5 protein-coding genes are annotated in these 7,540 nt (G+C 70.1%); 4 read left to right on the forward strand and 1 reads right to left on the reverse strand.

Features of this window, described 5'->3' with window-relative positions:
• Positions 1 to 313: hypothetical protein (locus ACWGKU_RS39420; RefSeq protein ID WP_452191791.1), on the reverse strand; the 313-nt coding region annotated here is incomplete at its 3' end.
• Positions 314 to 1,104: 791 nt separating this feature from the next.
• Between ACWGKU_RS39420 and ACWGKU_RS39425 the strand changes: the two genes are divergently transcribed.
• The 4 genes from ACWGKU_RS39425 (at position 1,105) to ACWGKU_RS39440 (ending at position 6,867) form a co-directional block, all read left to right on the forward strand.
• The gene (locus tag ACWGKU_RS39425) at positions 1,105 to 3,891 is read left to right on the forward strand and encodes a DnaB-like helicase C-terminal domain-containing protein (protein WP_452180941.1); all 2,787 of its coding nucleotides are present in this window, start codon (positions 1,105 to 1,107) and stop codon (positions 3,889 to 3,891) included.
• Positions 3,892 to 3,893: 2 nt separating this feature from the next.
• Positions 3,894 to 4,514, forward strand: a complete 621-nt coding sequence (locus tag ACWGKU_RS39430; RefSeq protein WP_331768863.1) for a hypothetical protein — start codon at positions 3,894 to 3,896, stop codon at positions 4,512 to 4,514.
• 465 nt (positions 4,515 to 4,979) lie between these two features.
• Positions 4,980 to 5,168 carry a hypothetical protein gene (locus tag ACWGKU_RS39435; protein ID WP_401050934.1) on the forward strand — a complete coding sequence of 63 codons (189 nt, stop codon included), beginning with the start codon at positions 4,980 to 4,982 and terminating at the stop codon, positions 5,166 to 5,168.
• Positions 5,169 to 5,541: 373 nt separating this feature from the next.
• The gene (locus ACWGKU_RS39440; RefSeq protein WP_452180942.1) at positions 5,542 to 6,867 is read left to right on the forward strand and encodes an AbiJ-related protein; all 1,326 of its coding nucleotides are present in this window, start codon (positions 5,542 to 5,544) and stop codon (positions 6,865 to 6,867) included.
• The last annotated feature ends 673 nt before the right edge of the window (positions 6,868 to 7,540 follow it).

The raw sequence follows: 7,540 nt of genomic DNA on the forward strand, positions 1-7,540 counted from the left end.
TTTTCTCCGGCCCCACGGCCCCGTGGGGCCGCTTCTTCGCCACCCGCCTCTCCACCCCCCCCCCCCCGGGGGGGGGGTGGTTCCCCCACCGCGCTCCGGTGAGGTCCTCCAGTGACAGGAAGCCGTCGTCCGGCTCGCTGCACACGGCCTCGAACCTTTCCTCCAAGGACCTGAGCCGTTGCGCCACCAGGTCCTGGGTCAGATCGCTCCCCGCCGCGCGCAGTGCGGAGGAGACCTCGCTGAGGTCCAGGGCGTCCACTGCTCCGTCGAGTACGTCCATGATGGCCTCGTACTCGCCCGCCACCTTGGACAAGGGATATCCCAGAGCACGGCGCGGATCCCCGCGCGGCACGCCGTCGACCTGTTCCTGCTCCGCCCGGGCCCCGTCCGCGTGCCCGGTGCTCCGGGCCATGACGTCTACCACTAGAACCTCACTAAATGGAACAGATAGTCAGATTTCAGGGCAAAGGTAAGCGGTGCCACTGACAAGTCCGGGCTGACGACAGAACCCGCCAGCGGGCGCCACCCGAACGCATCCGCTCTACGGGGGCGGTTCGACAGAGCATGTGGCGGCCTCCTACAGCGAGGACCGGATTCAGTTTCAGCTTGCAGACCACACAGCGGGGAACGCTGCCCAGGCGCCGGGACGCGGACGGCCGGGCGGGCTGGCGGTAGGGAGGACCGGCCGGCTCGGACGGTCGGCGCCATCCTGGCGCCCGCGCCGCTCCTCGTCACTCCTGCGATCCTGCTCATGGTGGCGCCGATGCTCCCCGGCTTCCCGCTCCGCCGCCGCGAACTCGGCGGCCAGACGGGCCTGGTGCTACGACCACCGGGGCGCCCCGTATGGCGCGGACGTCGTGCGCCACGACTGGCGCCCTCAGGCTGCATGGGTTCGAGGGGCAGCGTGAGCCGCCGAAGCACTCCAACCCGCATATGTCCATTACATGCCTGACGATCAGTCAGAATCTGTACAAAACAGGCGACTTGCTTGGTCTCTGCAGCTCACCGCATACGAGATTTATGTATCGCGCGTGCTAGAGTCTGCATTACATTACTGATTGCTGTTCCTGCCCGCTGCCGTGCTCCCGTCCCCTGGAGGCCCTGGTGCCCGCCGCATCCGCCCCGCCGCCCGACCCCGCCGCCCCCGGCCCGGGTGCGCCCGCCGTGTCGCTGGGCGTGCACAAGGCAAGGCCGCTGCTGCCCCAGCTCATCCGGGACGCCGAGCAGGGCACCATCACCGAGCTCACCCGCGGCGAGGGGGAGCGGGCCCTGCTGGTCTCCGCTCACCTGGCCACCACAGCCGGCCTGCCCACCGCCGACTCGCCTGCCTTCGGCATCGCCGAGGCCCGCCCCGTCCTGGGCGACCTGGTCGCCCAAGCCGCCGCCGGCACCCCGCAGGTGCTGCTGCGCCACAAGCGGCCGGTAGCCGTCCTGGCCTGCGCCACCGCCCTCTTCCCGGCCACCGCGACACCGCCACCGGCCCTCCCGGCCGCCGCACCCGACACCCCGGCGGCGGCCCCGCAGGCTGCGGCCGCTGCGCCCGACGCCGATCCTCTCGACCTGGCCACCGACCCCATCGCTCCAGCTGCCGGGCCCGCCCCGGCCACCGAGCCTGCTCCGGTCGCTCCGGTTGCCGGACCGTCAGCTGCCGGTGCTGCGTCCGCTGTCGCGCCTGCCGCGGCGGTGTCGTCGGCCCCACGCCGTCGGCTTGCCCCGCTCGGGCAGGTCCTGGACACCCTGCTGCCCACTACCCCCGCCGGGGACGGGGACGGCGAACAGACTCCGCAGGTGGGCCTGCCGACCGGCATTCCCACCCTCGATGCCGCTCTAGGTGGTCTGCAGCCGGGCCGTTTCTACCTGGTCGCTGGCGCCCCCGGCACAGGAGCAAGTCTGCTGACCATCAGCGCCGCCCGCGCCACCGCTCTCAACCAGCGGCGCACCGTCCTGTACGCAGCCTCCGGGCTGACCCGGGCCGACATCGCCGCCCGCGTGATCGCCGCCCACACCCCGGTCGACTACCGCCGCCTGCGCGCCCAAACCCTCGACGACACCGAGCGTGAGGCCGTCGCCCGCACCGCCGACCTCCTCGCCGCGGCCCCGCTGCTGATCGACGACGGGACCGGCCTGGACGCCGAGGCGATCATCACCACCGCCGCCGACGTCCCCGACCTCGCACTCGTGGTTGTCGACCGCCTCCAGACCGCCCCCGACCCCCGCCTGCCCCTGTCCGGCCTGCCCGCCCTCGCCGACGCAGGCCAGGCCCTGGCCCACCTCGCCCGTACCCACTACCTTCCGGTGCTTGCCGCCCTCGACACCGACAACCCCGACCTGATCCGCGCCCTGGCCGCCGACGTCACCCTCACCCTCACCCCCGACACCACCCCCGGCACCAGCAGTGGCCGTGTCCGTCTCGCCATCGCCGAACGCGACCTCGGCCCCCTGACCACCCTCACCCTGTCCTCCGACCCGGCTCACGCCCGCCTCACCGACCCCACCCCCGACGACACGGCCGCCGTCGCACCCGCCGCGCCGACCACCACGCGCTCTGCCCCGGCACCGGAGGTGCCCCGGGAAGCGCCCACCGATCCTGGCGTGTCCGCTCAGGCCCAGCCGGCCCCCGCCGCGCCCGCCTCCGGTCCGGCTGCCCAGACGCTCCAGGAGGCACCCGCGGTGGCCGCCGAAGGCCCCCGGGAGCCCGCCACGCTGCTCCCCGGCACCACTACCGCCGGGGGAGCCGATGACGCCCAGGGCCCGTTCCTCACGCCTGCCCCAGCCGCGCAGACCCCCGCCCTGGACGTCCCCGCCGCGTTCAAGACCGGCAACAGCCAGCCGCTGCGCCCGACCCGGACGCCTGCGGAGCGCACTCCCAGTGCCCGGGCGGACGCCGCCCTGGGCGACAGCTACTCGGACCGGGACTACAGCTACTACCTCGACATGATCGCCAGCGCCGTCCACCAGGCCCTGGAGGAACACGGCGGCGAAACCGAGGCCGCGATCGCCGCCCTGGAGAAGAAGGCCATCCCGAACGGGATGCAACTCTTCGACGCCACCCGCGTCGGCGCCACCTACGAACACACCGTCTACCCCGAGACGCTGGACTTCCTGCGCAAGAAGTCCCGCAACGGCGCCGACGACATCTGGGAGGGCCGCCACAAGTGGGAGAACGCCCCCCTGCTCGACGACCTGCGCAAGGGACGGCTGCTCCCGGTGGCGGTCGATGTCCTGGACACCAACGCCGCCTACTGCACCGCCCTGAAGACCCACCTGCCGATCGGCGCCCTCCAGCACCAGCCCGACGGCGGCTTCGACCCCAAACGCTCCGGCATCTACCTCTTGCCCAAGCGCCCCACCTGGAACCACCCCCACCTGCCCGACCCCATCGGAGGCCGCCGCGAAACCGGCCCCGTTCTCCTCGACGACGCCACCGTCCGCCTGCTGATCCGCTGCCACAAGCTCGGCCTGAGCGAGGCCCCGCACATCACCGAGGCCTGGACCTCCGGCGCCAGCGAAAGCCTGCTGGAGAAGTTCCGCCGTGTCTTGACCATCGCCCGCGAGAACGCCATCACCACCGCCGACACCGTCACCGAGGCCTACGTGAAGGCCATCTACGCCAAGTTCGTCTCCACCATCGGCGAATCCACCCACAACCGGGACCTGCGCCGCCCGGACTGGATGCACATCATCCGCTCCCAGGCCTTCGCCAACCTCTGGTACAAGGCCCACCGCGCCCACACCCACGGCCTGATCATCGTCGCCCTGCGCGGCACCGACGAACTCCATACCACCAGCGACAGCGCCGACTGGCGCACCGTGTTCACCGAGGGCCGCCTCACCACCCAGATGAAACTCAAGGACCAGTACACCCTCCCGCGCACCCGAAAGGCCGCCTGAACGTGTCGACCGACGGATGGAAGAACTTCGGCAAGTACGGCGCCCATCTGGACCCCGGCAACGTCCACGGCAAGATCGCCCTCGGCCGCGCCCTCGAAGACGCCCTCGAGCGCATGATCATCGAAGGCGGCATCAAATCCCCGCCCACCACCCGCCGTGGCCTGCTCGCCCGGATGCGCTATCTCACCACCACCACCGGCGGCACCCAGGCCCTCAGCGACGCCGGCATCACCGCCACCCCCCGCACCATCCGCGCCTGGACCCATGGCACCCAGCGCCCCCGCCCCCACAATCTCGAAGCCATCGACACCGCCTACTGGAACCTGCGCGCCCACAACGTCCTCACCAACCCCGGCGGCTTCAAGCAGCACCTCAACAACGCCGGCCGCGGCACCCGAGTCGAGATCCACCCCGTCAACCAGGACCTCGTCGATCAGCCCCGCCGCCGCGACAACCTCCGCCTGCGCACCATCCAGGTCCGCTACGTCTGGGACGAGGCCGTCGACGCCATGGTCGACGGCGACGAGGCGAAGCTGGAGGAGATCTGGGACGACGTCATCGCCGACCTCGACTCCGACTGGGGCGCCTATACCTACGTCTCCCACATCGGCCTCGGCGCCTGAACACCACCACCTCAAGCACTGATGGCAGTCCCCGAACGGCCACCCGCACTACGGAGCCCCAGGTAGCCACCCCACTACAGTTCCGCCCCGTGACCGGTACCCTCCGCCGCACCGCTGCAGACGACGACGCACTCCTGGAACGGCTGCACGACCTCGCGCGGGGCACCGGAACCACAGGCGATCCCCACGGCTGTCTCCCGGACCAGCCGTTTCCCCCGCTCACGAACGCCGAGGTCGAGCAAGTGGAGCGGCAACTCGGCTACGAGCTGCCGCCACAGCTCCGACGCATCTACACCGAGATCGGCGACGGGGGATTCGGCCCGGAAGGAGGCCTCGCCTCGCTGACACCGCGCCGCGTCCCGTACTGGCACAGACCGGACTGGCCCCGCAACCTCCCTCCACACGCGAGGGCCAAAGTACGGGCGGCCGGCGTCATGGCTCTTCCTGACAGGCGGCGGCTGCAGCATGCAGTGGCACGTCTCGTTGATCGCGATCGACAACCCCGTCCTGCTCTGGGACGCCGACGGCTGGGAACCCGACTGGGGCGAAAACCCCCACGACGGCCTGTGCTACGCCGCACCGTCACTGCGCCAATGGCTGTGGACCTGGGCGGACGGAGGCAACGTGTGGGACGAAGCAATCAAGATCATTTAGGTGCTGCGGCCACAAGCGGCTTGACGATCTTCCCCACCAAGCACCGCACGTCCCGGCCGGACAGACGGGCCCATCCCCGCCAACGCCCCACCGCGTCCCACCCTGCCGCTGCGCCCCACACCCCGCTGCACCGCCCCTTTCCGGGAAGGCCAGAACGCCGCCCTCCGCGTACCCCGTTGCGCCGACCTGCCCAGGCCGGCGCAACGGCGCTCCGGTGCAGCACCCCGGAGCCTGCCGGGACGGCGGCTGCGCCGCTTCTGGGACAGCTGTCCGAGCGGTCTGCCACACTCGGCCCGTGGCGGTGGATCCGAAGAAGCTGCGAGAAGCGGTCAGCACTGTCGTGCAGGGGCTCCATTCCTGTACCCACCGGGAGTTGACCGAGCTGGGGCCCGAGCTCAGGCTACCGATACCCGCGGCAGACACAGGCTCGAAGAGCCAGCGCCTGGAAGCCTGCCTCAAGGCACTCCCGGACGACGGCGGCCTCCTCCAGGCCGCGCAGCGCCTCCTTGACTCCCCGCAGGTGTCCGTCCGCGGGAAGGAGCGGTTCGCCCTCGAGGACGCCGTCTGGGACGCCGGAACGGTCATCGAGATCCCGGGCCGGGTGCGGCGCGAGCTGGCCGCCGCGATCAACCTCGACGAGCTGCTCTACCGCGAGGACAGGTTCGAGCGCGCACTGGAACGGTTCTGGCACCTGGACGACGACCCGATGGCGCTGTGGACGGGATCGTCGACGACGAGCCTGCGGGCCCGGATCCACCAGCACGTGTTCCGCAACCGAGAGGACTGGTCGGCGGAGGAGCTGTTCGAGCAGCTCGGGGTCTTCGAGGCCGGCTCCGCCAGGTTCACCCGCTTCCTCGAAACCCTGGTCGACCCGGCAACCCTCCCGGACGCTGGCACCCAAGTCCGCCTCGTCGAGACGCTCAACACGGCGCTGGCACCGACCGCAATCCGCCTCGAGCAGACCGGCGAGCGCGACGGCTACCCACACTTCCAGCTCCTGCGCACCGGCCCCGGCGCCGCCCGCCGGCCGAAGACCCTGATCTTCGCCACCACCGCCAAGCCCGACATCCGCTTCCAGAGCGTCGTCGACAACGATCTCGAAGTCCTGCAGGGGACAGACCAGGTCCTCGTCTACGACCGGCCCATCGGCCCGGACGGCATCCGCTGGTGCGACCTGCAGCAGTGGTGGCAGGAGAAAACCGGCACCGACGACACCGAGCAGGCCAAGAAGGACCTCTACAACCGCCTGCTGGCCTCCATGCCCAGCGAGGACGTCTCTCCCCAGCGCGACCTCTACCGGCTCTACCACCGCATCTACGGCGCCCGCGCCTGGACCCTACCCGCCCTGCTCCCCGAGGTCTGGCTGCACTGGGACCACAAGACCGTCCAACAGCGCGGCGTCGAAGCCCTGCTGAACCACCGTATGGACTTCCTCATGCTCCTACCGGGCGGCCACCGCGCCGTCCTGGAAGTCGACGGCCGCCACCACTACGCGACCGCCAAGGCGTACGAGGACACTGTCCGCGGCGACCGCGACCTCAAGCTCCGCGGCTACGAGGTCTACCGATTCAGCTCCACCGAACTCAGCAACCGACACCACGCTGGCCCCCTCCTCGAGCAGTTCTTCACCATCCTCTTCACCCACCACAATCTCACCATCCCGCCGGCGGAGCCCCACCACACGATCCCCAACACCTGACGCCCGAACCCGGCCGGGAACCTGGGCCAGGCGCACCCATTGGCTGGGCCCGCGTCAGCCCTCAACGCCAAGCAACTGCCCACGAGTTCATCACGGCCGGGCAGCCGTGTGCGATACAGAACCCGCCCGGTCGATCAGTTCTGTATCGCCGAAACCTTGCCTCAGTGGCATTACACATGTGTATCCGCAAGCCGTCGACATCCCGTTACATAACATCGGCCGACCAACTCTCATTCTCTAGTTGCCAAGTAACATGGTCTAAACCAAAGAGAAAGGTTTAGACCTGACTTGAGCCTAACCAAGGGTCACGAAAACCTCTGCAGCAGAGGAAACGGCATCGCCTGGCTGCCCCTCACAGACCGCTCGTTCCGCCGGAGGCGGAACGAGCCCGGAGGGCGCTGAGAACGCTAGAATGAGGCCGCACAGCAGCCACGAAACACCCGGCCCAAGCCGGTCCCCATGAAACTAGCAGGTCAGAGCCAGCTCTGAGCGAACCATCCGCCCGAGGAACCTGGTTCGCATTACAGAGATCAGAATCGGGCCGGCGGTGACCGCCACCACCCACCGCGTCGAGCCGTCCGACTTCCACGCCGCCCCAGCCAGCTGGCGTCGCGGAGCGACGCCGCAGCTTTCCGTCACGGTAGTGACGGCGCGTCATGTCTCCGGAGGAGAC

Source organism: Kitasatospora sp. NPDC054768, from assembly GCF_053612025.1.

Bases quoted from the DNA above. Each gene is read 5' to 3' on its own strand.
- ACWGKU_RS39435 (WP_401050934.1), top strand. From the start codon at position 4,980: ATGCAGTGGCACGTCTCGTTGATCGCGATCGACAACCCCGTCCTGCTC.